This window comes from Carnobacterium gallinarum DSM 4847 (genome assembly GCF_000744375.1).
Classification (GTDB): Bacteria; Bacillota; Bacilli; order Lactobacillales; family Carnobacteriaceae; genus Carnobacterium; species Carnobacterium gallinarum.
In genome coordinates this window covers 107,661-133,234 of the sequence record NZ_JQLU01000003.1, presented here as the reverse complement: position 1 = coordinate 133,234, position 25,574 = coordinate 107,661, and the positions used below count along the sequence as shown (strand labels likewise).

29 protein-coding genes are annotated in these 25,574 nt (G+C 35.0%); 28 read left to right on the top strand and 1 reads right to left on the bottom strand.

What is annotated here, in order from left to right; all coding sequences use genetic code 11:
• Window positions 1-17: 17 nt before the first annotated feature.
• Window positions 18-206, top strand: coding sequence for a hypothetical protein (locus tag BR43_RS01575; protein ID WP_034558767.1), 189 nt, complete (start codon window positions 18-20; stop codon window positions 204-206).
• Between the two features lie 56 nt (window positions 207-262).
• Here the strand turns inward: BR43_RS01575 and BR43_RS01570 are convergent, their stop codons facing one another.
• Entirely contained in the window at window positions 263-820 is a 558-nt protein-coding gene (locus tag BR43_RS01570; protein ID WP_034558765.1) for a hypothetical protein, read from the bottom strand.
• Window positions 821-1,050: 230 nt separating this feature from the next.
• On the opposite strand from BR43_RS01570, the gene BR43_RS01565 reads away from it, so the two are divergent.
• From BR43_RS01565 to ftsZ, 27 genes are all read left to right on the top strand, one after another.
• Complete coding sequence (locus BR43_RS01565) at window positions 1,051-1,572, top strand: transcription repressor NadR (RefSeq protein ID WP_034558763.1); 522 nt, start codon at window positions 1,051-1,053, stop codon at window positions 1,570-1,572.
• A gap of 87 nt (window positions 1,573-1,659) precedes the next feature.
• On the top strand, window positions 1,660-2,220 hold the full coding sequence (locus tag BR43_RS01560; protein ID WP_034558761.1) for a hypothetical protein: 561 nt from the start codon (window positions 1,660-1,662) through the stop codon (window positions 2,218-2,220).
• A gap of 276 nt (window positions 2,221-2,496) precedes the next feature.
• Window positions 2,497-3,066 carry a signal peptidase I gene (lepB, locus tag BR43_RS01555; RefSeq protein ID WP_157463902.1) on the top strand — a complete coding sequence of 190 codons (570 nt, stop codon included), beginning with the start codon at window positions 2,497-2,499 and terminating at the stop codon, window positions 3,064-3,066.
• Window positions 3,067-3,226: 160 nt separating this feature from the next.
• Window positions 3,227-3,388, top strand: coding sequence for a hypothetical protein (locus BR43_RS20100; protein WP_169741006.1), 162 nt, complete (start codon window positions 3,227-3,229; stop codon window positions 3,386-3,388).
• Between the two features lie 135 nt (window positions 3,389-3,523).
• Window positions 3,524-4,057: a YqeG family HAD IIIA-type phosphatase gene (locus tag BR43_RS01550; protein WP_034558757.1), complete on the top strand. Its 534-nt coding sequence runs from the start codon at window positions 3,524-3,526 to the stop codon at window positions 4,055-4,057.
• Window positions 4,047-5,183, top strand: coding sequence for a ribosome biogenesis GTPase YqeH (gene yqeH, locus BR43_RS01545; protein WP_034558754.1), 1,137 nt, complete (start codon window positions 4,047-4,049; stop codon window positions 5,181-5,183). The genes BR43_RS01550 and yqeH overlap by 11 nt, the downstream gene beginning before the upstream one ends.
• A 55-nt stretch (window positions 5,184-5,238) precedes the next feature.
• A complete protein-coding gene (gene yhbY, locus BR43_RS01540; protein ID WP_034558751.1) occupies window positions 5,239-5,556 on the top strand; it encodes a ribosome assembly RNA-binding protein YhbY in 318 nt (105 codons plus the stop codon).
• A gap of 19 nt (window positions 5,557-5,575) precedes the next feature.
• Entirely contained in the window at window positions 5,576-6,214 is a 639-nt protein-coding gene (locus BR43_RS01535) for a nicotinate-nucleotide adenylyltransferase (RefSeq protein WP_034558749.1), read from the top strand.
• A 64-nt stretch (window positions 6,215-6,278) separates the two neighbouring features.
• Window positions 6,279-6,806 carry a bis(5'-nucleosyl)-tetraphosphatase (symmetrical) YqeK gene (yqeK, locus tag BR43_RS01530; RefSeq protein ID WP_425393626.1) on the top strand — a complete coding sequence of 176 codons (528 nt, stop codon included), beginning with the start codon at window positions 6,279-6,281 and terminating at the stop codon, window positions 6,804-6,806.
• 11 nt (window positions 6,807-6,817) lie between these two features.
• The gene (gene rsfS, locus BR43_RS01525; protein ID WP_034558744.1) at window positions 6,818-7,177 is read left to right on the top strand and encodes a ribosome silencing factor; all 360 of its coding nucleotides are present in this window, start codon (window positions 6,818-6,820) and stop codon (window positions 7,175-7,177) included.
• A 2-nt stretch (window positions 7,178-7,179) separates the two neighbouring features.
• The gene (locus BR43_RS01520; protein ID WP_034558742.1) at window positions 7,180-7,917 is read left to right on the top strand and encodes a class I SAM-dependent DNA methyltransferase; all 738 of its coding nucleotides are present in this window, start codon (window positions 7,180-7,182) and stop codon (window positions 7,915-7,917) included.
• A gap of 65 nt (window positions 7,918-7,982) precedes the next feature.
• Complete coding sequence (gene recQ / locus BR43_RS01515) at window positions 7,983-9,755, top strand: DNA helicase RecQ (protein ID WP_034558740.1); 1,773 nt, start codon at window positions 7,983-7,985, stop codon at window positions 9,753-9,755.
• 43 nt (window positions 9,756-9,798) lie between these two features.
• On the top strand, window positions 9,799-10,983 hold the full coding sequence (locus BR43_RS01510; protein WP_034558738.1) for a nucleotidyltransferase: 1,185 nt from the start codon (window positions 9,799-9,801) through the stop codon (window positions 10,981-10,983).
• A gap of 142 nt (window positions 10,984-11,125) precedes the next feature.
• Window positions 11,126-11,686 carry a YceD family protein gene (locus BR43_RS01505; protein WP_034558736.1) on the top strand — a complete coding sequence of 187 codons (561 nt, stop codon included), beginning with the start codon at window positions 11,126-11,128 and terminating at the stop codon, window positions 11,684-11,686.
• A 76-nt stretch (window positions 11,687-11,762) separates the two neighbouring features.
• Window positions 11,763-11,942, top strand: a complete 180-nt coding sequence (gene rpmF, locus BR43_RS01500) for a 50S ribosomal protein L32 (protein WP_034558734.1) — start codon at window positions 11,763-11,765, stop codon at window positions 11,940-11,942.
• Window positions 11,943-12,114: 172 nt separating this feature from the next.
• Window positions 12,115-12,477, top strand: a complete 363-nt coding sequence (locus BR43_RS01495) for a DUF3397 domain-containing protein (protein ID WP_245617793.1) — start codon at window positions 12,115-12,117, stop codon at window positions 12,475-12,477.
• A 243-nt stretch (window positions 12,478-12,720) separates the two neighbouring features.
• On the top strand, window positions 12,721-13,152 hold the full coding sequence (gene mraZ / locus BR43_RS01490) for a division/cell wall cluster transcriptional repressor MraZ (protein WP_034558730.1): 432 nt from the start codon (window positions 12,721-12,723) through the stop codon (window positions 13,150-13,152).
• Window positions 13,153-13,167: 15 nt separating this feature from the next.
• Window positions 13,168-14,127, top strand: coding sequence for a 16S rRNA (cytosine(1402)-N(4))-methyltransferase RsmH (gene rsmH, locus BR43_RS01485; protein WP_034558729.1), 960 nt, complete (start codon window positions 13,168-13,170; stop codon window positions 14,125-14,127).
• A gap of 48 nt (window positions 14,128-14,175) precedes the next feature.
• A complete protein-coding gene (ftsL, locus tag BR43_RS01480) occupies window positions 14,176-14,547 on the top strand; it encodes a cell division protein FtsL (protein ID WP_245617792.1) in 372 nt (123 codons plus the stop codon).
• Entirely contained in the window at window positions 14,544-16,733 is a 2,190-nt protein-coding gene (locus BR43_RS01475; RefSeq protein WP_034558725.1) for a penicillin-binding transpeptidase domain-containing protein, read from the top strand. The genes ftsL and BR43_RS01475 overlap by 4 nt, the downstream gene beginning before the upstream one ends.
• A 17-nt stretch (window positions 16,734-16,750) precedes the next feature.
• Window positions 16,751-18,244 carry a UDP-N-acetylmuramoyl-L-alanyl-D-glutamate--2,6-diaminopimelate ligase gene (locus tag BR43_RS01470; protein ID WP_034559190.1) on the top strand — a complete coding sequence of 498 codons (1,494 nt, stop codon included), beginning with the start codon at window positions 16,751-16,753 and terminating at the stop codon, window positions 18,242-18,244.
• An 84-nt stretch (window positions 18,245-18,328) separates the two neighbouring features.
• Complete coding sequence (gene mraY / locus BR43_RS01465) at window positions 18,329-19,294, top strand: phospho-N-acetylmuramoyl-pentapeptide-transferase (protein WP_034558723.1); 966 nt, start codon at window positions 18,329-18,331, stop codon at window positions 19,292-19,294.
• A gap of 16 nt (window positions 19,295-19,310) precedes the next feature.
• Window positions 19,311-20,693, top strand: coding sequence for a UDP-N-acetylmuramoyl-L-alanine--D-glutamate ligase (murD, locus tag BR43_RS01460; RefSeq protein WP_034558721.1), 1,383 nt, complete (start codon window positions 19,311-19,313; stop codon window positions 20,691-20,693).
• 25 nt (window positions 20,694-20,718) lie between these two features.
• Complete coding sequence (gene murG / locus BR43_RS01455; protein ID WP_034558718.1) at window positions 20,719-21,816, top strand: undecaprenyldiphospho-muramoylpentapeptide beta-N-acetylglucosaminyltransferase; 1,098 nt, start codon at window positions 20,719-20,721, stop codon at window positions 21,814-21,816.
• Between the two features lie 79 nt (window positions 21,817-21,895).
• Window positions 21,896-22,819: a cell division protein FtsQ/DivIB gene (locus BR43_RS01450; protein ID WP_051933768.1), complete on the top strand. Its 924-nt coding sequence runs from the start codon at window positions 21,896-21,898 to the stop codon at window positions 22,817-22,819.
• A gap of 132 nt (window positions 22,820-22,951) precedes the next feature.
• Entirely contained in the window at window positions 22,952-24,268 is a 1,317-nt protein-coding gene (ftsA, locus tag BR43_RS01445) for a cell division protein FtsA (protein WP_034558715.1), read from the top strand.
• Between the two features lie 45 nt (window positions 24,269-24,313).
• Window positions 24,314-25,573 carry a cell division protein FtsZ gene (ftsZ, locus tag BR43_RS01440; RefSeq protein WP_034558712.1) on the top strand — a complete coding sequence of 420 codons (1,260 nt, stop codon included), beginning with the start codon at window positions 24,314-24,316 and terminating at the stop codon, window positions 25,571-25,573.
• The last annotated feature ends 1 nt before the right edge of the window (window position 25,574 follow it).

The following is a 25,574-nucleotide window of genomic DNA, read 5'->3' as shown; positions in this document are numbered from 1 at the left end:
AGAAATGGGGAATTCACATGAGACAAAGAAATCCGATTTGGGTATACGTATTAGCAGCAGTAGGATTTATGGCACTATTTAGCGTAGTTGCAAGTGTTTTTGGAGCTATCTTATTCTTAGTTTTAAAAATCTTGATTCCAATTGCGTTAATTGTATGGTTAATTAATTTTATTGGCAGAAGTTTAAATGGCCGTCGCCAAATGTAAGCAAATAAATAAAAAACTGTCGAACTTATCTAGATTTCAGATAAGTTCGACAGTTTTTATTTAATTTGAATGATTCGTTCTTTCGGTAGCACTTCTGTAATAATGCTTAACAAATTTTGATGCTCTTCATCTGTAAGTTTCATTCCGGGAGAAGCTAAAATACCTGCTTGTGTATCGTTCAAGAAATAGAGAATAAAATCAGTCTGAAGGACTACTTTTTGGATAATCGACCACTGAATGGTCTTTGTATTTCGTCCTTTAATACTGATTTTTATTTTTGCTGGTGATAAAAGTAAGGTTCGTTCAAGTGTGAATAGATCCGGTTGACTCTGTGCTTGTTTGAATTTTTTTTTGATCGCTTGTTGCTTTAAGTAATTTTTTAAAAAGAATAAAAAAATAAACAAAATAACTGCCAATAATATGCCTGAAATTGTAAGAATATTCCAATGTTGTTGGGCAAATAGCTTGAGTAAAAAAGCGACTAGAATGAACAAAATACCTAGAACTAGATTTCGGGTAGTTCGCACCTTACGCTTAAATGTTTTTGATTGATCTAAAATCAATTCTTGACTATCTAAATAATCTTTTTCTGATAATGTATAAGTGATTTTCATTGAGTTTCCTCTTTTCATTCTAATAACTTCAGTATAACAAAAATTTCTGATTTGTGCAGATGCTTTATGCTCTTTAGAGAAAATGGTATAATTATGAGGAAGTATTCTCAAGTTTTGTTGCAATCAATTTAATGAAATGTTACGAGATAATATATAGAAAAAGAATGAACTCAAAGAGAGTGTTTTTTTAGTCCATTCTTTAAATTTGAAAAAATAAAGGACTGAATATTATGAAAGCGATTGAAAGAAGACAAGAGATTAGCAAGCGTTTAAAGGAAAGTCAGCAGGCGTTAAGTGCTTCTACATTGGCAAAAGAATTGCAAGTTAGCCGTCAAATTATTGTTGGAGATGTAGCGTTACTTCGAGCAGAAGGAATGGCTATTACAGCAACACCAAGGGGGTATTTAATGAATTCTCAAAAAGAGGATACTCGTTTTATTGGTCGTGTTGTGTGTCAACATACAATGGATCGAACTAAGGCGGAACTGTATGCCATTGTTGACTTCGGTGGAGAAGTATTGAATGTCAGTGTAGAACATCCTTTGTACGGTGAACTGAGTGGTCAGTTGAATCTGAATTCCCGTCACGAAGTAGATGACTTTATGGAACGTTTAGACACTGTTCAGGCAACACTATTGTCTCAGTTAACGGATGGAATTCATCTGCATACCATTGCTTGCAAGGATCAGGAGACGTTTAAAAAAATTCGAGTTGCCTTAGAGGAGTTAGATGTTTTGTATCAGAGTGAATAGGTGTCTTGACATCTTAGTGACAATTGCTATAATAAGTTTATGTATGTGTCTTGACACGTGTAAATACTTTTAATTGGAGCGGTTGATGTGACAATAAATAAAAATCAGCGCTTAACTATTTCAGCGCTTTTGATTGCTATTGGTATTTTAATTCCAATGTTTAGTCCAGTTCGTTTTATGATGGAGCCAGTTTCTTTTACATTAGGTAGCCATGTTGCTATTTTTATTGCTTTATTTATTTCACCAGGAGTAGCTGTATCAGTAGCTTTAGGGACAGCTTTTGGATTTTTTATTGGAGGTTTTCCGATTGTCATTGTTTTACGTGCGTTGTCTCATGTTGTTTTCGCATTAGTTGGAGCGCTTATTTTAAAAAAAAAACCAGATATTTTGCAATCGCCAGTTAAAGCACAAATTTTTTCATTAGGTATTGGCATCATTCATGGTTTGTGTGAAGTGATTGTTGTAGCCGTCTTTTATTTTACAGGAAATATGGCAGGTAGTTTTTATAGCCAAGGATTTGTCCAATCGATTATTTTATTAGTTGGACTAGGCTCAGTTGTTCATAGTATGATTGATTTTGGTATTAGTTATATTATTTGGCGAGGTCTAATTGCTAGGCGGAGTTCATCACTGGTAAAGCGAGACTAATACGAATCAGGTTACATTCAGTTGGAAATACTGGATGTAACTTTATTTTGTTTAAGAGAAGAAAAATAATTAAGAATTTCCTAAATTACTAGAAATTCAACTAACTGAGATTCGCTTTATTTCTATAGAAATCCTGATTTAACACTATAAATAGACAAAAGAGAAAATTATTTTCTTACTTTATGGTAAAAATAAAAAAGAATAAAGAAGCAGTCAAGGAATTAATTTGGTATAATGGATGGAACCAACATTTATATTAAGGAGTTTTGTTAAATTATGAAAAAGAAAAAAGAATCTCGTGGATTTAAAAGAGAATTGCTCAGTACAGTGATGACCTTACTTGTAGCATTAGGGGTTGTTTTTTTACTAAGAACTTTCGTCTTTTCTCCAGTTATTGTTAAAGGGGAATCTATGAGTCCAACTTTAGCAAATAGTGACCGTATTTTATTATTGAAAATGGAAAAAGTAAAACGTTTTTCGATTGTAACATTTCCTGCTCCAGATGCACCAAAACAAAACTATGTGAAGCGAGTAATTGGTTTACCAGGAGATACGATTTCTTATAAAAATGACGTGCTAATGATCAATGGAAAAGCCTATGAAGAGCCGTATTTAGATGAATTTAAAGCGGAGTTGCCAAATGGTGGACTATTAACAAATGATTTCACATTACAAGAAGTAACTGGGGATAAAGTGATTCCAGAAGGTGAATATTTTGTTTTAGGTGACAACCGTCAAAATTCTAAAGATAGCCGTTATATTGGCTATATTAACGAGAAAGATGTTCAAGGAGTCGCAGATTATCGTATTTGGCCAATTAAAACTTTCGGTAAAATTGATAAATAGAAAAAAGTTGCGGAAAAAGTGTTTAGCTTCGAGAAATAAGAATGAGCGACTTTTTACCACTCTTTATGCAGATAAAAAGCTTGAGATAAAACTAAAATAGTTTTATCTCAAGCTTTTTTGGTTAAAGTAAATTTTTACTATTGCTAGGTATACCTAGTGAATGGGGGATTGTAGAAGAATAGTTATTAAGCGATGGGCAGTTACAAAGAAGTGGATTATGACACCAATTGCTGGAATTAGTAATCCAGATTCTTGTTTTTCAAAACAAGACATTTTTTGCTTGAAAAATGAATTATTATTGGCTTCTAGTAATTTCGATTAAGTGGAATCAGATCATTTATGAGGAAATAAATTAAATAGGTGAAATTTCCTTAGAAATAGCGTATAATTAACTAGATAGGAAAAGCGGTGGAGTGCTGATTGATTGGTGCTCCTATTTTAATGTTAAGGAGAAACTATGTTTACTAAATACAAACCAACTTGGATGGTAGAAGCCATCTATCAAATTACACCCGAACAATTAAAAAAGCGCAATTTCAAGGCTGTTTTAACGGATTTAGATAACACGTTAATTGCTTGGAATAATCCAGATGGAACTGAGGAACTGTTGGCGTGGATTAAAGAAATGAAAGAAGCGGGAATTCCTGTAATTGTTATTTCAAATAATAAAGCTTCGAGAATTGAGCGTGCAATTAATAAATTAGATTTACAGTATGTTCAACGAGCAATGAAACCCTTAACTAAAGGTTTTAAAGAAGCAGAGAAAATGTTGAATTTGCCAAAAGACCAAATTTTAATGGTTGGTGATCAAATCATGACGGATATTCGAGGTGCTAATGCTGCTGGAATTCAGAATGTATTAGTGAAGCCAGTGGTTGAGTCAGATGGTTGGAACACTAAGTTTAATCGTTCAATGGAGCGTCGAATTATGAAACACCTATGGAAAAAGCACCCTGAAATGAGTTGGAGGAAAACAATTGATGACGAATAATGAAGTGGAAGTATTGGATGAAGAGATTCGTTGTATTGGCTGTGGAGCAGTAATTCAAACAACAGTTGCTGGTGAGTTAGGTTATACTCCGGTGTCAGCTTTAGAAAAAGGTTTGGAAAGTGGCGAAGTATATTGTCAACGCTGTTTTCGATTACGTCATTACAATGAAATTCAAGATGTTCAATTAACCGATGATGACTTTTTACGTTTATTAAATGAAATTGGTTCAGAAGATGCTTTGATTGTAAATGTAATTGATATATTTGATTTTAATGGTAGTTTAATTCCAGGATTACATCGTTTTGTTGGAAATAATCCGGTTTTACTTGTTGGGAATAAAGTGGATTTATTGCCTCATTCATTAAAGCGTGGCAAAATGACACAGTGGTTACGCGAGCGAGCTCATGAAGAGGGCTTACGTCCTAAGGAAGTTATTTTAACGAGTGCTATGAAACCGCAAGAGATGGATGAACTTTTAAAAACAATTGAGAAATATCGCAAAGGCCGTGATGTTTTTGTGGTTGGAGTAACGAATGTTGGTAAATCAACATTAATTAATCAAATTATCAAAAACACTGCTGGAGTTGCTGATTTAATTACAACTTCTCAGTTCCCAGGAACAACATTAGATCGTATTGAAATTCCTTTAGAAGATGGAAAAAGCTTAATCGATACACCAGGAATTATTCATCGTCATCAAATGGCTCATGTTTTAGGAGACAAAGATTTGAAGTTAATTGCTCCTAAAAAAGAAATTAAACCAATGGTCTATCAATTGAACGAAGGTCAAACGTTGTTCTTTGGCGGAGTGGCTCGTTTTGATTACCTTCAAGGTGGTCGTCGCTCATTTACTTGTTATACATCCAATGATTTGAAAATTCATCGGACAAAATTAGAAAAAGCTGATGAACTTTATGCGAATCACGTTGGAGAGATGTTACAACCACCTCGCCAAGATGAAGTTGGCAATTTCCCAGAATTGGTTCGTTTTGAATTTTCAATTAAAGAACGTAGCGATATTGTGTTTGCCGGTCTAGGTTGGGTAACTGTCAATGAACCAGGAGCAGTTGTTGCTGGTTGGGCGCCAAAGGGTGTCGATGTTGTGATTCGTAAGTCATTAATTTAAATAAGAAAAAATAACTGCTTATTGTTAAAAATAAGTGGATGGAGTGAATGTATAAATGAATTTAACAAGTAAACAAAAAAGTTTTTTACGTAGTAAGGCACATCATTTAACACCAATTTTTCAAGTTGGAAAAGGTGGACTAAGTGATGAAATGGTGAAACAAATTGGAGAAGCCGTTGAAAAAAGAGAGTTAATTAAAGTAAGTTTGTTGCAAAATACTGATGAAGAAGCGGATGAAGTGGCGTTGAACTTAGAGAAAGCATTAAACTTGAATGCTGTTCAAGTTATTGGTCGCGTCATTGTCTTATTTAAACCTTCAACACAAGAAAAGTATCAACGTATTTCTACTGAATTACCACGTACAAGTCGTTAATTTTAAGTCAAAAGGTTAGGTGATGAACGTGCAAAGTCAAACCGCAGTTTATACTAAAGTACAGATATTACCAGAGGAACGCCTCCGAGTTGGAATTATTGGTGGAACATTTAATCCGCCTCATATTGGACATTTAGTGATTGCCGATCAAGTTTGCCAGCAGTTAGGATTAGATAAGATTTATTTTATGCCAGATGCAAATCCGCCTCATATTGATGAAAAACAAGCCATTGCTGCTGAGCATCGTGTAGTTATGGTGAAACAAGCAATTGAAGAGAATCCTTTGTTTGAACTAGAAGATTGTGAGATTCAAAGAGGTGGAAAAAGCTATACATTTGATACGATGCTACAGCTCACTAAAGATCATCCGGAAATTGACTATTATTTCATTATTGGTGGTGATATGGTAGAATATTTGCCTAAGTGGTATCGGATTGATGAATTGATGCAATTAGTTCAATTTGTTGGTGTAAAACGTCCTAATTATCCTGAAGCAAGTTCATATCCATTGATATGGGTGGATGTACCTGAAATGGAAATTAGCTCAACCCTGATTCGTAAAAAGATTGAGGCTGGCTGTTCTGTTAAATATTTGGTTCCAGAAAAAACCTTAACGTATATTGAGGAAAAGGGGCTGTATAAACATGACAAATCCTAACACTATAGTTTACGAACAGCGCTATTCTAAGTTAGATCGTATTGCTCTTTTAGAACGTGTTCAAATGCAGATGAGTGAGCGACGCTTTAAGCATGTTTTAGGCGTTGAAGAGATGGCGATTGCTTTGGCTGGTCGTTATGGTGGAGATAGTGAAGCGGCTAGTATTGCTGCCTTAACTCATGATTACGCTAAAGAACGTGATAAAGATGAAATGCGAGAGATCATCCGGAAAGAACAGTTTGATTTAGAACTATTAGAATATGGTAGTGAGATTTGGCATGGTCCAGTTGGTGCCTATTTGGTTGAAAAAGAGCTAGGTATTGAGGATGAAGATATTTTAAATGCAATTCGTCATCATACTGTTGGTGCCAGTGAAATGTCACTTTTAGAAAAAATTATTTATGTGGCAGATTTTGTAGAGCCAGGTCGTGATTTTCCGGGAGTTGCAGAGGCTAGAAAGTTAGCAATTACAGATTTAGATGCGGCTGTAGCATATGAAACAAAACACACTTTAAGTTATTTAATTGAACAAAATAATAAGATTTACCCATTAACTATTGCAACATACAATAGTTGGGTTGCAAAATCATAGGAGGAACTAATTTGACAGTATCAAGTGAAGAAGTATTAAAAATCGCCGTAAAGGCAGGGGACGACAAACGTGCCGAAGACATTATGGCAATGGATGTCCGAAATATCTCAATTTTGGCTGATTATTTTGTAGTTATGCATGGGAACAGTGAAAAACAAGTAGAAGCAATTATGAATGAAATCGTTGATAATGCGGAAGAAGCTCATGTTGAAGTGAAACGAATTGAAGGTCGTGATTCTGCTAAATGGATTCTAATTGATTTAGGAGATGTTGTTGTTCATATTTTCCATTACTCAGAACGTGCTTTTTATAACTTAGAAAAACTATGGAGTGATGCTCCTTTAGTTGACATCAGTGACATGGTTCAATAAAAATGAGTTATCAAACATTTGCGCAAGTTTATGATGCTATTATGGATGACTCTCTTTATCAAGACTGGCTAAGTTATGTAGAGCAAGAAGTTGAAAACAAGGGGCAAACCTTATTGGAGTTAGCTTGTGGAACGGGTGCGTTAGCAGTTACGTTGAAGCAAGGTGGTTTTGATGTTACAGGTTTAGATTTATCAGAAAACATGCTAAGTTTGGCAAATGATCGAGCTTTAGAAGCTGGCGTTAAGTTGCCATTGCTTGAAGGAAATATGTTAGATTTATCTGAAATTGGCACCTATCAAGTGGTGACGTGTTTTTCTGATTCAATTTGCTATATGCCTGATGATGAAGCTGTTTTGAAGGTGTTTCAAGAAGTGTTTCAAATTCTTGAAGCTGGTGGAACATTTTTATTCGATGTTCACTCAACTTATCAAATAGATGAGGTGTTTCCAGGTTATATGTACAATGATCAGTCAGAAGAAATTAGCTTTCTTTGGACAAGTTATGCTGGTGAAGTCCCTCATAGTATTGAACATGATCTGACTTTCTATGTTTTAGATGAAGAAAAGAATTTATATGAACGTTTTGATGAATGTCATCATGAACGAACCTATCCGTTAGAACAATTTTTGAAAATGTTAACTATTGCTGGATTTAGCACTGTCCAAGTGACAGCTGAATTTGGCAAGTCTGAAGTAACAGATACAAGTACAAGATGGTTTTTTGCTTGTCACAAAGATTAAATAAAGCTAGTAAAAGCTGAGAATTATCTCAGCTTTTTTGTCTAAATAATGAAGGAGGGGTCTTTTTGGAAGAACGAGCAATCCAACTATTAAATGAAATCTATGGATATGCTGATTTTAGAATGGGACAAAAAGAAATCATTGAAAAAGTTTTATCTGGAAATGATGCCTTAGCGATTATGCCGACTGGTGGAGGTAAATCAATTTGTTATCAAATTCCAGCTTTAGTTTTTGATGGATTAACGATTGTCATCTCACCTTTGATTTCATTAATGAAAGATCAAGTAGATGCTCTTTTAGAATTAGGTGTTCCTGCAACTTATATCAATAGTACGTTATCTAATGGAGAAATGAACCAACGGTTGAGAGGGGCTGCTGATGGTGATTATAAATTACTTTATGTAGCGCCAGAGCGCTTTCAAACGTCAGAAATTCACTATTTGATGCAGTCGATTCAAGTTGATCTAATCGCCATTGATGAAGCACATTGTATTTCTCAATGGGGGCATGATTTTAGACCCAGCTACTTAGCTTTATGTGAAACGATTGAGGGAATGGTGAATCGTCCAACTATTTTAGCTTTGACGGCAACAGCAACACCAGTTGTGTCTGAAGATATTTTACGCTTGTTAGGGATTTCCGAAAATAATTGTGTGAAAACAGGTTTTTCACGAAAAAATTTGGCGTTTCAAGTCGTTAAAGGACAAGATCGGAATCGTTATTTATTAGATTATTTAAAACTAAATGATGGACAATCTGGAATTGTATATGCAAGTACCCGAAAAGAAGTTGAACGGATTCATCAGCTACTCTTAACGAATGGAATTAAATCAGGGATGTATCATGGTGGTATGAATGAGCAAGTACGAAATAAAGCTCAGGAAGCCTTTTTATACGATGAAACAACGGTGATGGTGGCAACTAATGCCTTTGGTATGGGAATTGATAAAAGCAATGTTCGTTTTGTTATTCACTATCAAATTCCTAAAAATATTGAGGCGTACTATCAAGAAGCTGGTCGTGCCGGTCGGGATGGTCTAGACAGTGATGCGATTCTACTTTTTTCACCACAGGATATGATGGTTCAACAATTTTTTATCGATCAATCAGAAATGGATGAAGAATTAAAAAAATATGAATATGCCAAACTAAGAGAAATGACTCAATATGGTTCGACCCAGATGTGCTTACAACGATTTATTGTACGTTATTTTGGTGAGGATTGTGAAGATTGTGGTCGATGTAGCAATTGTTTAGATGACCGAGAAGCAATTGATATTACATTAGATGCTCAGAAAGTTCTTTCTTGTGTCAAACGAATGGGAGAAACTTTTGGAAAATCAATGGTGATGAAGGTTTTGACTGGTTCTAAAGATCAGAAGATGAAACAATGGAATTTTGAAAATTTGTCGACGTATGGGTTGATGAAAGGTACTCCGCAAAAAGATATTACGCAATTAATTGATTATTTAACGGCTGAAAAATATTTAACTCCAACCGATGGTCAATTTCCAATGTTGAAAATTACGGGATTAGGTGTTTCTGTGTTGAAAGGCGAAGTAACGGTATCTCGTAAGCAAGCGCAAGTAGCTGAAAAAGTTGCAGTAGATGACGTCTTGTTTGATCAATTACGAGGAGTTCGCAGTCAGTTGGCTAGTGAGCATAAAGTGCCGCCGTATATTATTTTTTCTGATGAGTCTTTACGAGAAATGTGTCAAAAATTACCTCAAACAGAGCGAGAAATGTTATCAGTAAAAGGTGTTGGAGAAAATAAATTGGAAAAATATGGCGCTCAATTCTTGGAAGTTCTATTAGCAGCAGAAAAAACTTCTGTGTAGAAATAGAAATGGAATTAGTAACAGAAAGGAGTGCCTGATTTAAATGAAGAGTTGTGGTGTAATTGTTGAGTACAATCCATTTCATAATGGGCATCTGTATCATCTTCAAGAAGCAAAGAAGTTGGCTCAGGCAGATGTGATGATTGCGGTAATGAGTGGGAATTTTTTGCAACGTGGTGAACCTGCGTTAGTAGATAAATGGACACGGGCAGAGATGGCATTGGCTGCTGGAGTTGATTTAGTAGTAGAGCTACCAGTTTATTACAGTGTTCAAGCAGCTGATTATTTTGCTGCAGGTGGGGTAGCGTTGCTGCAAGCTTTGGGGTGTGACAGTCTTTGTTTTGGTGCTGAAAGTGGAACTGGTTCGACATTTTCTGAAGCAGCGAATTGGTTTTTGACCCAGCAAGAAACGTTTGATCAGGCTTTTCAACAAGTTAAAAACCAAGGACTTTCCTATGCTAAGCAAATGCAAGAAGTATTGACAACACTGAACCCAAAGCTTGAGCTAGATTTGACGGCCCCTAATAATACGTTGGGATTAAGTTATGCTAAGGCTAATTTAAATTATGCTCGACCTATGGAGCTTTATGCAGTGAAACGTCAGCAAGCGGGATACCATGATGCTGAAATTCACGATAATTATTTTGCTAGTGCCACGGCAATTCGTAAAAAATTGATAGAAGACGCTGATTTAAATCGATTATCTGGTGTGCTACCAAGTGAAAGTTTACATTTATTGCAAAATGAAGTTTATTTGACGTGGGAAGACTATTGGCCATTGCTACGCTATCAGATTATAGTTAGCAGTCTTTCTGAATTACGAGAAATTTATCAAATGAACGAGGGAATTGAGTTTCGTTTAAAAGAAAAAGTTAAAGAAGCAAAAAATTTTAATGAATTTGTTTCTTTAGTTAAAAATAAACGGTATACTTGGGTGAGATTGCAGCGATTGTGTGTAGCTATTTTATTACAGTTTAAAAAAAATCAGATTTTAGAGCTTTTGGAACAACCAAAAGGGATTCGGATTCTAGGCTTTAATCAGCAAGGAAGTCGATATTTAAAGGCTAAAAAGAAGCAAATTCAATTGCCTGTTGTCACAAATATCACAAGTAAAAATCAAGAACTTTTCGAATTAGATATTGAAGCTGGACTGATTTATCAAATGGGAAATTCACATGTGCAACCTCAAGATTTTAAGCGAAAACCGCTGATCTATATTGGAAAATAAGATTTTTCTAATAAATCACATCTATAATGAAAAAGAGTGAATGAAAGCAATGAATAAAAGAGTTTAGCTGTAAGGTAAAAGACATTGACAAAGGGTCCTACAACTAGTATAATTACCCTTGTTGCTTTAGGAGTGATGGAAAATGAAATGGTCATTAATAGAATTGCAAAAATATCGCAATGAACCGCTAATTTTTTCTGAGACAGTAGAGTTGAAACAATCGTTAATGGAACGTGATTCTGAAATTTTAGACGTTAGTCCCATCAAAATTGATGGCACGCTAATTGTTGAAAAAGAAGAAGTTATCGCCCGTTTGGTTATTTCATTGGTATTAACTATGCCTTCTGCTCGATCATTAAAACCGGTGCCGGTTCCGATGTTAATTGAAGCAAATGAAGTTTATGTTCCAAAAAGCGTGAGAGATTTTGATGCAAATGATCGAGAAGAAACAGTTATTTATTTAGATAAAGACTTGATTGACTTGACGGATGCTATAGAAGATACCATTCTATTAAATCTACCTTTACAAGTATTTACAAAAGAGGAAGAAACTGAAGATGATATGCCAAGCGGTAACGGTTGGGAAGTTGTTTCAGAAGAAGAGTATGTTTCACGTTTAGAAGAACAAAAATCACAAAGTGTGGATCCTCGTCTTGCTGGTTTAGCAGATTTGTTTACGGACAACACTGACAACGACCAATAGCGAGATTGGAATAAATCGCTTCTACTCTATAACCCTAGGCATAAAGAGAAGCAATTATTATAAGGAGGTGTATATCATGGCAGTACCAGCTAGAAGAACATCAAAAGCTAAAAAAAATAGACGTCGTACACATTATAAATTGGAAGTTCCAGGCATGAACCCATGTCCTAATTGTGGCGAGTTGAAAAAAAGTCACCACGTATGTCCATCATGTGGACAATATGACGGTAAAGAAGTAGTAAGCAAAGAAGCTTAATTCTTCAATCAAAGTATCTTGATACTTTGATGAAAAATCCCCTTGAGACCATGGCTCAAGGGGATTTTTTTATTTAAAAATGAGGAATCCTTTTATTCTTTTGAAATTCATAGTACAATAATAAAGAGTTTATTATCTAAGTTGAAAGTAGGAAGTTAGTGTGAAGATATCTATGATTGTTGAAGAACTTATTTTTGCGATTTTACCAATAGTTCTTTTGTGGCTTATTCCAAAATTCTTACATAAACGCCTTGTTATTCAAGGTGTAATAATTAAAGCGCCAGATTTGATGGTTCCTTTTTTATTTGTAGGAATACATGTATTGAGTATGATATTCTTTAAGCAGAGTTGGCTTCCATATTTCGCGATTTTTATTTTAAGTTTTGGAATTATAGTCGTTTGCTTGATGGCGTATAAACAAGGGGAAATTTTATTCAGTCGTTTTTTTAGATTATTTTGGCGTTTTTCTTTTGTGTTTTCTTTTTTAATTTATTATCTAATTATTATATTAAATGGAGTGAGTTTCTTTATTTAGTTAGATAGGCTTTGGAAGTTTTGTGTGAACACTACACAAAACTTCTTTTTTTTGTCGTTAATATCTAATATATGGGAATATTCCCCACTTTTAATTTTTGTTATTTTAAGTATAGAAAAGCGATTCTTAAATGAATTTTTAAATTTCTCTGTTTTTTTTTTAAAATTATCGGTTTATAGTGGTGGAAAGTGGGGGGATGTGGTAGACTAAAAATGTATCTTAGAAGGTGGGGTGAGTGTAGACATGTTAATGGGCGAATTTAAACACAATATTGATGCTAAAGGTCGCTTAATTATGCCTTCAAAATTTCGGGATGAATTAGGTGAAAAATTCATTATTACGAGAGGGATGGATGGTTGCTTATTTGGTTATCCAATGGCTGAATGGTCTACACTTGAAGAAAAATTAAAACAACTCCCCTTAGCTAAGAAAGATGCACGTGCTTTTACTCGTTTTTTTTACTCAGCAGCAACAGAGTGCGAGTTAGATAAACAAGGAAGAATTAATATTCCTCAGACACTACGAGAACATGCGGATTTAGATAAAGTTTGTCATGTAATTGGTGTTTCTGATCGAATTGAAATATGGAGCCAAGATAGATGGAATCAGTTCTCTGAAGAAGCCGAACAAAGTTTTGATGAAATTGCTGAAAACATGATTGATTTTGGATTTTAAAAGAGGGTGGAAAAATTGACAACATTTAATCACGAAACAGTGCTATTACATGAAACCGTAGATAGCTTAGCATTAAAAAAAGATGGGATCTATGTCGATTGTACATTAGGCGGTGCAGGTCATAGTGAATACTTACTTTCACAATTAAGTGAAGCAGGTCATTTATATGCATTTGATCAAGATGAACGAGCAATTGAAAATGCGAAACAGCGTTTAGCGCCATTTGTTGAAAAAGGAATGGTTACTTTTGTAAAATCAAATTTCCGTTATATTAAGGAAGCTTTAAATGAATTAGATGTTTTTGAAGTAGATGGTATTTTATATGATTTAGGTGTGTCTTCACCACAATTAGATGAAGCTGAGCGAGGGTTTAGTTATCATCAAGATGCTCCTTTAGATATGCGAATGGATACCGATGCTCCTTTAACAGCTAAGGAAGTTGTAAATACATGGTCTTATCATGAATTGATACGGATCTTTTATCGTTATGGTGAAGAGAAATTTTCAAAACAAATTGCACGGAAAATTGAAGCAGCTAGAGAAATTGCCCCAATTGAAACAACGGGTGAATTAGTTGAATTAATTAAAGAAGGCATTCCTGCACCTGCAAGAAGAAAAGGTGGACATCCTGCGAAACGTGTATTCCAAGCCATCCGAATTGCGGTAAATGATGAATTATCAGCTGTTGAAGATTCATTAGAATCAGCGATTTCATTGATTAAAGTTGGCGGACGTGTAAGTGTGATTACTTTCCACTCTTTAGAAGATCGAATTGTAAAATCAATTTTTAAAGAGCATTCAGCGATGCCTGAATTGCCACCGGGTTTACCAGTTATGCCAGATGAATTTCAACCAGAATTAAAATTAATAAATCGTAAACCTATTTTACCGAGTATGGAAGAATTGGATCAAAATAATCGTGCTCGCAGTGCAAAATTAAGAGTTGCAGAAAAACAAATAGATAAAAATAAATAATTATAGAGAAATAATTATGTACAGAAAGGTTGTCTAATCCCTATGGTAATGAATAATAATTTGGCAAGAGAACTTGAAATAGACGTTCCCCTACGTTCCCCAGAAGCACCTAAAGAGTCGCCAGTACATATGCCGGCTCCTCGTAAAGCTGGGATTACAAGGATTGAAAAATTGTTAGTAGTAAGTGTTTCAATTGTTGTATTTGCATTGATGACATTTTATATTTCTCAAGAAATTATGATTTCAACATTGAATCGGACGTTGCAAGATAAAACTGTAACAATTGCTAATGAACAAAACGTCAATGAAAATTTGTCACAAGAAATACAAGAGCTATCACGTTATGATCGTGTATACGAGATAGCAAAAAAAGCTGGATTAACAATGAATGAAGCAAATATAAGGAATGTATCAAAATGAAAAAAATAAAAAGCCCACAAAAAAATAGAAAAAAAATAGCCATGATTTTATTTTTCGTATCAATAGTTCTATTTGTTGTATTCATTGGTCGTTTCTCTGAGGTAATGATTAAGGGTTATATTAATGGAGAAAATCTATCTGAAAAGATTGAAAATCTCTATACAAGAAGTAGTGTACTCAAAGCGAAACGTGGAACCATCTATGACATAGATGGGAAACCGATTGCGATGGATGCTGCTTCTTATTCTTTAGTTGCTGTTTTAACTGATAAATGGTCAACAAAGAAAAATCCAAATTATGTAAAAGACAAAGAAAAAACAGCTGAACTATTGTCTCAAAACATTTCGTTGAGTAAAGAAGCGATTTTAGAGCAACTAAATCGAAAAGATGAGAATGGAAAAGCTTTAGCTCAAGTTGAATTTGGAAATATGGGAAAAGATTTAAGCTATGAAACAAAAGTTAATATTGAAAAAGCAAAGCTACCTGGATTAATTTTTGAAGAAACACCTAAACGTTTGTATCCAAATGGTGTTTTTGCTTCTAATCTAGTAGGGATTGCATCGATTCCAACAAAGACAGCTGAGAATGATCCTAACTACGTTCAAAATAATCAGCTAGTGGGAACTATGGGGATTGAACAAGCATACAATAAATTACTAACTGGAACTGACGGAAAATATGAATATCAAAAAGATAGCTTTGGTTATGCATTACCTAATTCCAAAGTTAAAGAAGTTGCTGCAAAAGATGGATCAGATATCTATTTAACCCTGAATAATCGCTTGCAAGTATTTCTTGAAAATAAGATGACCGAGGTTGCAGCTAAGTATCAACCTGTTACGATGACAGCTACTTTAATGAATGCTAAAACGGGTGCAATTATGGCAACAACTCAAAGTCCGACTTTTAATTCAACAACAAAAGAGAATATTGACAAAAGCTGGCGTAATTTATTGGTAGAAGAAACTTTTGAACCAGGTTCAACAATGAAAATTTTAACATTGGGTGCTGCAATTAATGAAGGTGTTTTTAATCCGAATGAATATTATGCATCAGGTGTGAAAAAAGTTGAAGGTGGGGAAATTCGTGATCATAATAAAGTTGGTTGGGGTTCAATTTCCTATTTAGAAGGATTGGAACGTTCTAGTAATGTGGCCTTCGCTAATTTGGTTGATAAAATGGGCACAGATAAGTGGAAAGAATATATGAACGCATTTGGTATAGGAAAATCAACTGATTCTGGTTTAGCAAATGAAGCTGCAGGAACGATTGCATATAACTATCCTTTAGAAAAAGCCAATACCTCGTTTGGTCAAGGTTTAACAGTAACTGATTTTCAAATGTTACAGGCATTCTCAGCGGTGGCAAATAATGGTAAAATGGTAAAGCCATATTTTATTGAAAAAAAGGTTGATCCTAATACTGGAAAAGAAACGGTTACTCAACCGACTGTTGTGGGAGAACCAATTACAGCCGAAACAGCTAAAAAAGAATTAGAGTATTTACAACAAGTCGTTTATAGTGAAAATGGAACCGGAAAAGTTTATCAGATTGAAAATTACCGAATTGCAGCCAAAACAGGAACTGCTGAAATCGTTGATCCTAAAACTGGCTTATACGCAAAAGGCGATAACAATTATGTTTTTTCTGTAGCGGGCATGGCTCCAGCAGAAAATCCAGAGTTGATTTTATATGTTACGATGAAACAACCACAAGTTTATGATGGGATGATTTCTGGTGGCGGCATGATTGCAGAAGTATTTAATCCCGTCATGGAACGTGCTTTGCAATACCAAGAACTTGGTAAGGAATCAAATAACGAGGCTGCTAATCAAGTGGTGATGCCAAAAATCACTGGCGGAACAAAAGAATCTGCTGTGAAAACATTAGAAGACAATAAGTTAAGTGTGACCATTGTTGGAAATGGTGATACAATAGTACAGCAAATGCCTTTGCCAAATGAAACTGTTTTGGAAGGACAGCGTGCAATGGTTTTAACAAATGGAGCTATGACCATGCCAAATATGATTGGTTGGTCAAAAAACGATGTTTTAAAAGTTTCAGAAATGACGGGACAAAAATTTAAAATTGATGGGGACGGTTTTGTAACAGCCCAAAGTTTACCGGAAAATTCCAATATGGAAGGTGCCGCAGACATTGTGGTTACGTTAGCAGCCCCACAATGATAGAAAAGGTGAAGAATATGAAAGCCACAAGTTTAATTGCTAATTTACAATTAAAACGCTTGTCTAAAGAAATTGCACCAACCCTAGAAATTAAAAGCATAACACAAGATACACGAGAAATTAAGGCAGGATCTTTATTTGTTTGTATCTCTGGTGCATTATTTGATGGACATAAATTTGCCCAAGAAGCTGTTGAAAAAGGGGCTGTATTATTAATAGCAGAAAAACCGATTGATGTGGAAGTTCCTGTAATTTATGTTGCAAATTCTAATCGGGCTATGGCAATTTTGGCAGATGCTTTTTATGAACATCCTAGCCAAGACTTTCGTGTTGTGGGTGTTACTGGAACCAATGGAAAAACAACGATTACTCATTTAATTGATCAAATATTCCGAGATCATCAAGAGGTGACTGGGGTTATCGGAACGATGTATCGTCGAATTGGTGATGAGATTTTTGAAACTAAAAATACAACACCGGATAGTTTAACTTTGCAAAAAACTTTTGCAGAGATGCGTAAGAAACAAGTAACAACATGTGCAATAGAAGTTTCGTCACATTCTTTAGTACAGGGTCGTGTTTGGGGAACGGATTTTGATATTGCAGTTTTTACAAATTTAAGTCAAGATCATCTCGAATATCACCATACTATGGAAGAATACGCACATGCAAAAAGCTTATTATTTTCTCAATTAGGTAATGTGTATCAACCAGAAAAGCCTAAATTCGCTATTTTAAATGTAGATGATGCAGTGGGTCGTGATTTTCAAAAGATGACAGCTGCAGAGATAATGACTTATGGTATTGAAGAAAAGGCTGATTTTAGAGCAACTTCAATTAAAATTACAAATCGTGGAACAAGCTTTGATTTACTCTTCGCTGAAAAAAGCTATCCAGTACATTTACAATTGGCTGGGAAATTCAATGTTTTGAATGCTTTGGCAGCAATTGCAACAGCATATGTAGCGGGAATCGAGTTAGATAGTATTATTTGTTCCTTAGAGAGTATCGCTGGTGTTCGTGGACGTTTTGAATTAGTCCAAGGAGAACAGGATTTTGCTGTAGTCGTAGATTATGCGCATACACCAGATGGTCTTTTAAATGTTTTAAATACGATTAATGAGTTTAAAACAGGAAATGTTTATTGTGTTGTGGGTTGTGGAGGAGATCGGGATAAAACGAAACGTCCTAAGATGGCTCGAATTGCAATGGATTATGCAGATCATGTTATTTTTACATCAGATAATCCTAGAACAGAGGATCCAGCTACAATTTTAGAAGATGTTGTTGCTGAACTAGGAGCTGAAGAGGAGTATCAGCTTATTGTTGATCGTCATGTAGCAATTGAGGAAGCTGTTAAACAAGCTCAGAAGAATGATGTTATTTTAATTGCAGGTAAAGGTCATGAAGATTATCAAATTATTGGTACAACAAAGCATCATTTTGATGATGTGGAAGAAGCCAAAAAAGCAATTGCAACGTATTATATTGGAAATTCATCTAAAAAATAGAGTGATATAAAAGGACTAAAAAATGAAAAGTATGCAGATAGTAAAAAATCTTCAACTTTTATTAAAAATTAGGAGCGGTTTAACATGCATTGGACAGAGATGTTGATTCCATTTGTTAGTAGTTTTGCACTGACAATTATGGTGATGCCAATATTTATTGGCTATTTTAGAATGAAACAATTGGGACAAGTAACAAGAGATGAAGGTCCTAAATGGCACGAAGTGAAAACAGGAACGCCAACTATGGGTGGTTTAGTTTTCTTATTAGCGACAATTATTACGGCTATTTGGGTTGGTATTTGGCAAGGTTGGCTTACTCTGTCTTTAGGGTTACTGCTCTTTATTTTAGCTTTGTATGGTTTATTAGGATTTTTAGATGATTTTATTAAAGTCTTTAAAAAACGTAATTTAGGATTGACATCAAAGCAAAAATTAATTGGACAAATTGTTGGTGGAATCATATTTTTTGTACTATTTAAGAATGATGGTTTGTCAACTGCGATTAATTTACCAGTGATCGGCTTTGTAAATATCGGTTGGTTCTATGGAGTATTTGTTTTATTTTGGTTAGTTGGTTTTTCTAATGCCGTTAATTTGACCGATGGTTTAGATGGATTAGTAGCAGGGACAGCAAGCATTGCCTATGGTGCCTATGGAATTATTGCTTGGAAACAAGGACAATCAGATGTACTAATTTTTTGTTTAGCAATTATTGGTGGTTTAGTTGGGTTCTTTTTCTTTAATAAGAAACCTGCAAAAATCTTCATGGGAGATGTAGGTTCGTTAGCTTTAGGTGGTGGTTTAGCAGCTATTTCAATCTTGCTTCATCAAGAATGGTCATTATTACTTATTGGTTTGATTTTTGTAATTGAAACAGCAAGTGTTATGATTCAAGTAACTTCTTTCAAATTAACAGGAAAAAGAGTTTTCAAAATGAGTCCAATTCACCATCACTTTGAAATGAGTGGTTGGAGCGAATGGCGTGTCGTGTTAACTTTTTGGGCAGTCGGTTTAGTTGCATCTGTTTTAGCGTTAATGATTATTTTGTAATGAGGAGGCATAAGTGATGAAAAAAATTACAAGTTATGAGAATAAAAAAATATTGGTTTTAGGACTGGCTTTAAGCGGTGTAAATGCTGCAAAATTATTGCATGAATTAGGTGCATTAGTAACAGTTAATGATTATAAGAGTTTTGAAGAAAATCCAGAAGCACAAGAATTATTGGAATCTGGAATTCGTGTTGTAACAGGTGGACATCCGGTGGATTTGCTAGATGAAGATTTTGAATTAGTCGTTAAAAACCCAGGGATTATGTACAATAACCCAATTGTAAAGCGTGCAATTGAAAAAGGAATCCCGGTTATTACAGAAGTTGAATTAGCTTATGAAGTATCTGAAAGCACTCTAATTGGGATTACTGGAACAAATGGGAAAACAACCACAACGACAATGATTGCTGATATTTTAAATCAGAATCGAATAAAAGGACATGCCTATGTTGCAGGAAATATTGGAATGCCTGCTAGTTTAGTAGCGCAAACTACAACGCCTAATGATGAAATTGTGATTGAGTTATCAAGTTTCCAATTAATGGGAATAACCAAATTGCGTCCAAGTATTGCTGTAATTACGAATATTTTTGAAGCGCATATTGACTATCATGGTACTCGTGAAGAATACGTAGCAGCTAAATGGCGCATTACAGAGAATCAAACAGCCGACGATTATTTAATCCTAAATTGGGATCAGCCTGAATTACGTGAATTAGCTAAATCAAGCAAAGCACAAATTATTCCTTTTTCAAGAAAAGAAGTATTGGAAAATGGAGCTTATGTAAAAGAAGGTAAAATTTATTATCGAAATGAATGTATCATGGAAAAAACAGCAATTTTAGTTCCCGGTGAGCATAATGTTGAGAATGCTTTAGCAGCTATCGCGGTAGCCAAATTAATGGGGCAAAGTAATGAAAATATTGCTGAATTGTTAACAACTTTTACTGGTGTGAAACATCGTACACAATTTGTAACTGACTATCAAAAACGTAAATTCTACAATGACTCAAAAGCAACCAATATTCTGGCAACAGAAAATGCCTTAAAAGGATTTTCTAATCCTGTTATTTTATTAGCAGGTGGATTGGATCGTGGTAATGGATTTGATGAGTTAATTCCTTCTTTGAAAAATGTAAAAGCTTTAATTGTATTTGGTGAAACAGCAAGTAAGTTAGAAGAAGTAGGTCGAAAAGCTGGAGTTAAAGAAATACGGGTAGTTCAAAATGTTGAAGCAGCTGTACCAGTTGCCTATGACTTAAGTGATGAAGATACTGTTATTTTACTTTCTCCTGCATGTGCAAGTTGGGATCAGTATCGAAGTTTTGAAGTACGTGGTGACGCATATATTAAAGCGATTCAGCAGTTAATTGCAGAACTGAAAGAACAGGAGGAGTAGTTTTTCGTTTGAACTACGTTTGCGTATGAAAATTATTTTATCAGGTGGCGGAACTGGTGGACATATTTATCCAGCTCTAGCTTTAATTAGACAACTCCAAAAAGTCGAACCAACTCTTGATGTTCTATACGTCGGAACGGAAAAAGGGTTGGAGAAAAAAATTGTGGAAAAAGCTGGAATTCCTTTTAAAGCAGTTGAAGTTCAAGGGTTTAAACGTTCTCTATCATTTGAAAATGTGAAAACAGTTCAACTTTTTTTTAAAAGTGTTTCAGACTCTAAAAAGATTGTGAAAGAATTTCAACCGGATATTGTGATTGGAACAGGTGGTTATGTTTGTGCTCCAGTTGTGTATGCAGCTGCAAAACAGGGAATTCCAACGATTATTCATGAACAAAACAGTGTTGCAGGAGTGACAAATAAATTTTTGAGTAAGTATGCTTCTAAAATAGCGATTTGCTTTGAAGAAGCGCGTCAAGAATTTGCTAAATTTCCAGAAAAAATTGTTTTAACTGGAAATCCTCGTGCACAGGAAGTTGCTTCGATTCAACAGTCAACTATTTTAGAAGAGTATCAATTAAAAGCGGATTATCCAACATTGTTAATTTTTGGTGGAAGTCGTGGAGCACGTAAAATTAACGAGGCCTTTGTTGCTGCCTTACCAGAATTAGTAAAAAAAGAGTATCAGATTTTATTTGCAACGGGTGAAGTTCATTATCAAAAAATTCAAGAAGAGTTAGCAATTTTAGCTGATAAGGATAGCAATGTTTCGGTTGTGCCATTTATTTACAATATGCCTGAAGTTTTTGCAAATGTATCCTTGGTGATGGCTCGTAGCGGAGCGACTAGTTTGGCAGAGTTGACGGCATTGGGATTACCAAGTATTTTAATTCCGAGTCCCTATGTAACAAATGACCATCAAACGCGCAATGCAGAAAGTTTAACTACCCATGGAGCGGCAGAAATGATTGCTGATGTTGACTTAACTGGAGAACGTTTAATTTTAGAGGTTGATCAATTAATGATGAATCCAGATAAACGCTTGAAAATGGCAGGAGAAGCGAAAAAATTAGGAATTCCAGATGCTGCTGATCGTTTAGTTGCCTTAATTCGTGAATTGATTTAAGTGAAAAGAATAAACTAAATGAAATTGGTTGAGTAACAAGTTGTTTTTTTATAAAAATTTTAGAAGGGAGTTAAGTTTTATGGCAAACTGGAATAAACGTAGTTCATATAAAAAGGATGCTAATCCATCGTCAGATTCTTTGACTCCTTGGGAAAAAATGCGTAAAGATGCTTCTGTGAATCAAGCAGTAGAAAAGACTGCTGCTAAAAAAAAATCAAGGAGTAAAATTGAAAAGCGTGAGAAGAAAGTTGTTTCGATGGAACAAAAATTACCACGTTTAAAAGAATTGCGTAAGAAAAAAATGTTGCGCCGGCTGATTTCTTTGATTTTTATATTTTCTTTTGCAATTTTATTAATTATTTATTTTATCTCACCGTTTAGTCAAGTTGCCGAGATATCAGTATCGGGAACTAGTGAAGTCTCAGATCAAGCGATTATTGATGCCAGTCAATTAAAAACTGGTGATCCGATTTGGACCAACTTTTTTGACCGTCGTAAGATTACTAATCGAATTCAATCAAAAATGGAGCAAGTAAAATCAGTTGATTTAGAATTTAGTGGGATTAATAGCTTCCGTTTAGTAGTTCAAGAGTATAAAACAGTTGCCTATTTGGCAAAAGATAATGCTTACCATAATATTTTGGAAAATGGCAAGATTGTAAAGGAAAGTCGAAAAGTTTCTATTGGAAATCCGCCTATTTTTGTTAATTTTAAAGAAGGCCCGGCCTTGGATGAAATGATTTTGCAATACAGCCAATTAGGGAAAAATATTAAAAATAGTATTTCAGAGATTGAGTTTAAACAAAGTGCCTCAGACGATTATTTAATTAGTTTAAACATGAATGATGGAAATCAAGTCATTGCGAGTATTCCAACTTTTTCTAAAAATATGCCTTATTATCCGGATATTGTTCGTAAATTAGAGGGGCAAAAGGGTGTAGTTAATTTAGAAGTCGGCGGCACTTTTACAAAATTTCCAGAGCCAGTAGAACCTGCTAAATAAAAAAAATCGTAAAAACATAGATAAATCCATTAAAATCTTCGTAAAACACCTAAAATTATGGTAAAATCATATCTATGTATAGAGAATTTCTAAATGAAAACTTTAAGTGAATTAAACAGGAGGTTTCAATGAATGGGAAATACAGGAATTTACGTGAGTCTAGATATTGGAACCACTTCAATAAAAGTAGTTGTAGCTGAATTTGTAAATGGACAAATGAATATTATCGGTGTTGGAAATGAAAAATCTGAAGGGCTAAGTCGTGGGATTGTTGTCGATATCGATCAAACGGTTGAATCAATCAAACGTGCGATTGCTCAAGCAGAAGAAAAAGCGAATATTGATATTCGAGATGTCATTGTAGGCATTCCAGCAAATGGTGTTGAGATTGAGCCTTGTCATGGAATGATTGCTGTTTCTGGTGAAAATCGAGAAATTACGGATATTGATGTGGAAAATGTAATGGCTGCAGCAATGGTAAAATCAGTTCCACCGGAACGCGAAATTATTACCGTAGTACCAGAAGAATTTATTGTCGATGGTTTTTCTGAAATACGTGATCCCAGAGGTATGATTGGCGTTCGTTTGGAAATGCATGCAACCATGATAACCGGTCCTAAAACTATTTTACACAATACAAAACGTTGTGTTGAAAAAGCTGGACTAAAAATCGAAGAAATTATTTTGCAACCTGCGGCGATTAGTAGCACGGCTATGACTAAAGAAGAAGCTAGATTTGGAACAATTTTAATTGATTTAGGCGGTGGTCAATCAACGGCCTCAGTTATGCATGACAATCAATTAAAATTTACTTTTGTGGATCCTGAAGGTGGCGAATATGTATCAAAAGATATTTCAGTTATCTTAAATACATCATTTGACAATGCTGAACGCATTAAGCGTGAGTATGGATTTGCCTTACCAGAGGAAACTTCAGCGGAAGAATATTTCCCTGTTGATGTTATTGGAAAAAATGAACCAGTTCGCGTTGATGAACAGTATTTATCAGAGATTATTGAAGCACGACTTATTCAAATTTTTGAAAAAATAAAAGTTCAGTTAGATGCTGTTGGAGCAAGAGAACTTCCTGGTGGGATTATCCTAACTGGAGGAGCAGCTTCATTGCCAGGCATTGTTGAGTTGGCTAAAGATATTTTCGGGATTAATGTGAAGCTCTATGTGCCAGATCAAATGGGGATGCGCTTTCCTGCATTTTCAACGGGCATCGGTTTAATTGACTATGTTGCCAATTTAGATGAAATTCATGCGATTGCAAAAGGTCGCAAGATAAATGTTTCATCGTATAATAGTCAACCTGGAAAAGCCAAAGTCCAAGAAAGTGTAGTTCATGAAGAAATAGTTAAACCTGAACCAGTGAAAAAACAAAAGAAACCAGAAGACAAATTTACCAATAAAGCCAAGAATTTTATTTCGAGCTTTTTTGACTAGATAACTAAAAATTTTAACTAATTTGTGCAAGTAGGAGGAAATAGGATGGAATTAGAATTTGATTCAAATTTAAATGGAGCAGTAATCAAGGTTATCGGGGTCGGTGGAGCTGGTAATAATGCAGTAAATCGTATGATCGATGAAGGCGTTAAAGGCGTAGAATTTATTGTAGCAAATACAGATATCCAAGCTCTTCAAAGCTCTAATGCTGAGATAAAAATTCAATTAGGACCTAAGCTAACTCGTGGTTTAGGTGCTGGCTCTAATCCAGAAATTGGACGTAAAGCGGCTGAAGAAAGTGAAGAACAGATCGCTGAAGCATTACGTGGAGCGGATATGATCTTTGTAACTGCTGGAATGGGTGGCGGAACCGGAACGGGTGCTGCTCCAATCGTTGCAAGAATTGCCAAAGAACAAAGTGCGTTGACAGTTGGTGTAATTACACGTCCATTTACTTTTGAAGGACCAAAACGTGGTCGTTTCGCTGCAGAAGGCGTTTCAGAAATGAAAGATCATGTAGATACGTTAGTAATTATTTCAAATAATCGTTTATTAGAAATTGTTGATAAAAAGACTCCAATGCTAGAAGCATTCCACGAAGCTGATAATGTTTTACGTCAAGGTGTACAAGGTATTTCAGACTTAATTACAGCGCCTGGATATGTAAACTTAGATTTCGCTGATGTGAAAACAGTGATGGAAAATCAAGGTTCTGCTTTAATGGGAATCGGGATGGCCAGCGGTGAAAATCGGACAGCTGAAGCAACGAAAAAAGCTATTTCATCTCCTTTATTGGAAGTTTCAATTGATGGTGCTGAACAAGTCTTACTAAATATTACTGGTGGACCAGATTTAACTTTATTTGAAGCTCAAGATGCTTCTGATATCGTTTCAGCTGCTTCAACAACTGAAGTAAATATTATTTTCGGAACGTCAATTAATGAAAATTTAGGCGATGAAGTTATTGTAACGGTCATTGCAACTGGAATTGACGCTCGTAAAGGGCAACAAGCTCAAGGAACAAACAATCGTAGTCGTACAAGTTTTTCAAGTAACGAAGACCCAGCATTTGGTCGCCAAAATGATGCTCCAACAAATCAAACAGCACCAAGCAATGGTGAAAAAGATCCATTTGGTGATTGGGATATTCGTAGAGAACCTAATTTACGTGAAAACAATAAAGAAACTGGTGGAGAAAAAGCAGATTTAGATGTATTTAAACGTGAAGCTTCTACTGATAATGGGCATAGTGCAGATGAAGATAGTTTAGATACACCACCATTCTTTAGAAGACGCCGTAAATAAA

Bases quoted from the DNA above. Each gene is read 5' to 3' on its own strand.
- BR43_RS01575 (WP_034558767.1), top strand. From the start codon at position 18: ATGAGACAAAGAAATCCGATTTGGGTATACGTATTAGCAGCAGTAGGA.
- BR43_RS01570 (WP_034558765.1), bottom strand. From the start codon at position 820: ATGAAAATCACTTATACATTATCAGAAAAAGATTATTTAGATAGTCAA.
- BR43_RS01565 (WP_034558763.1), top strand. From the start codon at position 1,051: ATGAAAGCGATTGAAAGAAGACAAGAGATTAGCAAGCGTTTAAAGGAA.
- lepB (WP_157463902.1), top strand. From the start codon at position 2,497: ATGAAAAAGAAAAAAGAATCTCGTGGATTTAAAAGAGAATTGCTCAGT.
- BR43_RS20100 (WP_169741006.1), top strand. From the start codon at position 3,227: ATGGGGGATTGTAGAAGAATAGTTATTAAGCGATGGGCAGTTACAAAG.
- BR43_RS01550 (WP_034558757.1), top strand. From the start codon at position 3,524: ATGTTTACTAAATACAAACCAACTTGGATGGTAGAAGCCATCTATCAA.
- yqeH (WP_034558754.1), top strand. From the start codon at position 4,047: ATGACGAATAATGAAGTGGAAGTATTGGATGAAGAGATTCGTTGTATT.
- yhbY (WP_034558751.1), top strand. From the start codon at position 5,239: ATGAATTTAACAAGTAAACAAAAAAGTTTTTTACGTAGTAAGGCACAT.
- yqeK (WP_425393626.1), top strand. From the start codon at position 6,279: ATGCAGATGAGTGAGCGACGCTTTAAGCATGTTTTAGGCGTTGAAGAG.
- BR43_RS01520 (WP_034558742.1), top strand. From the start codon at position 7,180: ATGAGTTATCAAACATTTGCGCAAGTTTATGATGCTATTATGGATGAC.
- BR43_RS01510 (WP_034558738.1), top strand. From the start codon at position 9,799: ATGAAGAGTTGTGGTGTAATTGTTGAGTACAATCCATTTCATAATGGG.
- BR43_RS01505 (WP_034558736.1), top strand. From the start codon at position 11,126: ATGAAATGGTCATTAATAGAATTGCAAAAATATCGCAATGAACCGCTA.
- rpmF (WP_034558734.1), top strand. From the start codon at position 11,763: ATGGCAGTACCAGCTAGAAGAACATCAAAAGCTAAAAAAAATAGACGT.
- BR43_RS01495 (WP_245617793.1), top strand. From the start codon at position 12,115: ATGATTGTTGAAGAACTTATTTTTGCGATTTTACCAATAGTTCTTTTG.
- mraZ (WP_034558730.1), top strand. From the start codon at position 12,721: ATGTTAATGGGCGAATTTAAACACAATATTGATGCTAAAGGTCGCTTA.
- ftsL (WP_245617792.1), top strand. From the start codon at position 14,176: ATGAATAATAATTTGGCAAGAGAACTTGAAATAGACGTTCCCCTACGT.
- BR43_RS01475 (WP_034558725.1), top strand. From the start codon at position 14,544: ATGAAAAAAATAAAAAGCCCACAAAAAAATAGAAAAAAAATAGCCATG.
- BR43_RS01470 (WP_034559190.1), top strand. From the start codon at position 16,751: ATGAAAGCCACAAGTTTAATTGCTAATTTACAATTAAAACGCTTGTCT.
- mraY (WP_034558723.1), top strand. From the start codon at position 18,329: ATGCATTGGACAGAGATGTTGATTCCATTTGTTAGTAGTTTTGCACTG.
- murD (WP_034558721.1), top strand. From the start codon at position 19,311: ATGAAAAAAATTACAAGTTATGAGAATAAAAAAATATTGGTTTTAGGA.
- murG (WP_034558718.1), top strand. From the start codon at position 20,719: ATGAAAATTATTTTATCAGGTGGCGGAACTGGTGGACATATTTATCCA.
- BR43_RS01450 (WP_051933768.1), top strand. From the start codon at position 21,896: ATGGCAAACTGGAATAAACGTAGTTCATATAAAAAGGATGCTAATCCA.
- ftsA (WP_034558715.1), top strand. From the start codon at position 22,952: ATGGGAAATACAGGAATTTACGTGAGTCTAGATATTGGAACCACTTCA.
- ftsZ (WP_034558712.1), top strand. From the start codon at position 24,314: ATGGAATTAGAATTTGATTCAAATTTAAATGGAGCAGTAATCAAGGTT.